5 protein-coding genes are annotated in these 3,030 nt (G+C 62.0%); all 5 read right to left on the reverse strand.

Annotated elements, in window-relative coordinates; genetic code table 11:
* Positions 1–434 (reverse strand): GMC family oxidoreductase N-terminal domain-containing protein (locus tag JCM25156_RS24115; RefSeq protein ID WP_034959623.1); only part of this gene is annotated, 434 nt, incomplete at its 3' end.
* Positions 435–445: 11 nt separating this feature from the next.
* Positions 446–1,054 (reverse strand): thiamine pyrophosphate-dependent enzyme, encoded by a 609-nt coding sequence (locus tag JCM25156_RS12420; protein WP_025813326.1) that lies wholly within the window; start codon positions 1,052–1,054, stop codon positions 446–448.
* Complete coding sequence (locus tag JCM25156_RS12425; protein ID WP_025813327.1) at positions 1,051–1,551, reverse strand: thiamine pyrophosphate-binding protein; 501 nt, start codon at positions 1,549–1,551, stop codon at positions 1,051–1,053. The genes JCM25156_RS12420 and JCM25156_RS12425 overlap by 4 nt, the downstream gene beginning before the upstream one ends.
* 145 nt (positions 1,552–1,696) lie before the next feature.
* Positions 1,697–2,311 (reverse strand): LysR family transcriptional regulator substrate-binding protein, encoded by a 615-nt coding sequence (locus JCM25156_RS24120; protein WP_051577524.1) that lies wholly within the window; start codon positions 2,309–2,311, stop codon positions 1,697–1,699.
* A gap of 8 nt (positions 2,312–2,319) precedes the next feature.
* Positions 2,320–2,586, reverse strand: a complete 267-nt coding sequence (locus JCM25156_RS27150) for a helix-turn-helix domain-containing protein (protein ID WP_051577525.1) — start codon at positions 2,584–2,586, stop codon at positions 2,320–2,322.
* Between the last annotated feature and the right edge of the window lie 444 nt (positions 2,587–3,030).

Here is a 3,030-nt window from a genome sequence, read left to right on the forward strand (position 1 = left end):
GTCGCCCCGCCCTCCCAGTCCTCGCACCGGCGGAAATAGGGCAGCACGGAACGGAAATTCCAGCCTGTGGCCCCCGCCTGCTCCCACCCGTCATAGTCCGAGGGATGGCCGCGATACCACAGCATGGCATTGGTGGATGAACATCCCCCCACCACACGCCCGCGCGGAATGGGAATGGACTGCCCCATGGCATGGCGCGCCGGGGCGTACACATAGCGGTAATCGTAGCGCGAGGTCGCAAGACCGGCCCATGCGGCGGGGTTCGCGATTTCGGGCACATGTTCGTCCGTGGGGCCTGATTCGAGAACCAGCACCCGGACCTCCGGATTTTCCGCAAGGCGGCGGCCCATCACGGCGCCAGCCGACCCGCCGCCTACGACAATATAGTCCCAGACGGCGCTGATGTCGGGCAGGGTGGTGGCAGAATGTTCCATGACGCCCGCCCTCAGTTATGCTCGCTCGGTCCCATGATGACGATGTTCTCCGTTTCCTCCACATGGCGGACAAAGATGTACTTATCCTCGCGCCCGTCGGAATGTTTGCGCCGGATGTCCCTGCGCACCGTGGATGTCACCTTCGCCACCACGATATAGGGTTCACGCGCGGCCAGCCCCTTGCGGCAATGTTCCTCGAACGTGGCGAGATCGGTCGCCACATGCGCCTCCTTCACCCCGGAGCCGCGTGCGATGGCCGCGATATCCACCCGCTGCGCGGCGGTATGGGTGGGGGGGCCACCGATGGACTGGTAACATTCATTGTCCCACACCACGACGAACAGGTTTTCAGGCTGTTCATTGCCCAGCGTGGCGAGAATGCCGAGATTGAAAAGCATCCCGCCATCGGTATCGAGCGAGATGATGCGGCGGTGCGGCAGGCCCACCGCAAGGCCAAAGGCCTGTGGCGTGACACATCCGAGCTGCTGCTGGAACAGGCTGGCCTTACGCATGTGCGGGGCGGCGTTGTACCATTCATCCACGCTGCCACCGAGCGAGAGAATGACCAGTTCATCCTTCAGCCGCGCCGCGAGCACCTCCATGCAGTCAAAACGGTTCATCGTACAATCTCCCCGCTCAGTGCAATGGCGACGTGGTAATAGGCGGCGTAGGCCCATTCATAGGCATCGTGGATGGCGGTCTCGATCTCGTTTTCCTGCCTGACGACACGGTAGGGAATGCGCATGGCGTTCAGCAGCGGTTCCATGGTGATGCCGTGCGGGATCGCCCACCAGTTGTTCTCCCCCAGATCGCCGCGATAGCTCATCAGCATGATGACGGGAATGCCCGCCCCCAGCCCCATACGGGCCAGCGGTTCGATCGAGGCGCGCAGGCCGGAGTTTTCCATGATCAGCGCGGCCCGCTTGCCCGACAGGAACACCCCGCCACAGATCGCGGCCCCCTCGCCTTCGTTTGTCACGGGGATGGTCCGGATGTCCGGATCGGCGTCAAGGGCGGGGTAGAGCTCCTTGAAAAGGGAGTCTGGCAGATAACACACAACGCTTACGCCCGCGGCCTTGAGGCCACGGATGACGGCGTCGACGGCACCCTGTTTCATGAGTTCGCTACCTTCGCATCTAATATCGATAGCGACACGGTCTCAGGTTTTTCCTGTCCCGCATAGACCCTAAATTCGCACCATGATGTTGTGCCTGGCACAACAATTCAGGGGAGTGGAGCAAGGTGCCTGAATGCGTCGGAAATCAGATTTGACAGTAGTAATGGCGCGGCGGGCAGCAGCAGCCCGGTACGCACGTAAACCCCGAGGGAACGCGGCCTGATACCGCTGGCATGAAAGGGCACGAAGACAAGCGTCTTTTCACGCAGTTCGTGTTCCACCCCGATACGGGTCTGGAAAGCGATGCCCGCCCCGCGTGCGGCGAGATCGGCCATGAGGCGATCGAATTCGTCGCCATGCGCGGGGACGCGACCGGTTCCGCCCCCTGCCCCGCATGCAGCAGGTTATTGATGGTCAGCCCCGTATCGGGACCAAGAATGCGCTCGGCCGCCAGATCCGCCATGCGCAGGCGCTTACGCCGCGCCAAGCGGTGCCGGGGCGACATGATGACGCCAATAGGCAGGGAAACCACGGCCAGCCGGTCAAGCCGACCGGGTTCATGCGGGGCATCGAACGCAATACCCAGATCACACGCACCATCCTGAATGGCGGCCAGTATCTGCTCCGATCCCAGCACCTTGATATCAACATTCACATCCGGCGCGCTGGCCCAGAATTGTGACAGAACCGCGGGAAGCACGCCGCGCGCGACACTTTCCACCACCCCGATGGTGATCGAACCATGCCGCAGGCCCTGCATGTCACGGATCAGGCCTGCGCCCGTTCAAGTTCCAGCGCACCCACACGGGCATGGTCACGCAGCACCCTGCCCGCCGCCGTCAGCACCAGCCTGCGGGCGATACGTTCGAACAGGGACGTACCCAGTTCCGCTTCGAACTGCGCGATAACACGACTGATGGATGAGGGCGCCACCCCCAACGCGGCCGCCGCGCTGCGTATGGAGCCATGCCGGGTTACGGTGAGAAAATACTGCAACCGTGTGGCCAGCAGATATCCATGCGTGTCGGCAGCCATCTGTTCCCGTTCCCCTGCATTGACGCCGACAGTCCCGCGTCACTTCGTGCTGACATGCCCGCAACGAAGTGCTCCGGAAGGCGAAAATACCGGATGGCTGCGGCGACATGATTTCATATAACCTATCAGGCCTTTATGGGCTTACCTATGCAAATACCTGAAAGGTCCGGATGCCGCCTTTTTTCAAAAAGCTTCACCAGAAACGTCCTTACGTTTTACTGGCTGTCTCAAAGGCGGACTTTCCAGACAGTCCCCTGAAATAGCCATGACCATGGCGCGGGATACCATGATGCCCGGCATCCGCACCGGACCCTGCGTTCAGGCACCGCCGGCAACCATCTCCCAGTTCAGGCCAAAGCGGGCAAGGTATTTACGCAGGCGGTCCGCGTCGTTCTGGCTGGTCTTTCCCTGCCGGGATATGGCGAACAGCCGCCGTCCCGCCGC

This window comes from Komagataeibacter kakiaceti JCM 25156 (genome assembly GCF_000613305.1).

Excerpts from the sequence above, each read along its gene's own strand:
- JCM25156_RS24120 (WP_051577524.1), bottom strand. The coding sequence starts at position 2,311 with ATGCAGGGCCTGCGGCATGGTTCGATCACCATCGGGGTGGTGGAAAGT.
- JCM25156_RS12420 (WP_025813326.1), bottom strand. The coding sequence starts at position 1,054 with ATGAACCGTTTTGACTGCATGGAGGTGCTCGCGGCGCGGCTGAAGGAT.
- JCM25156_RS27150 (WP_051577525.1), bottom strand. The coding sequence starts at position 2,586 with ATGGCTGCCGACACGCATGGATATCTGCTGGCCACACGGTTGCAGTAT.
- JCM25156_RS12425 (WP_025813327.1), bottom strand. The coding sequence starts at position 1,551 with ATGAAACAGGGTGCCGTCGACGCCGTCATCCGTGGCCTCAAGGCCGCG.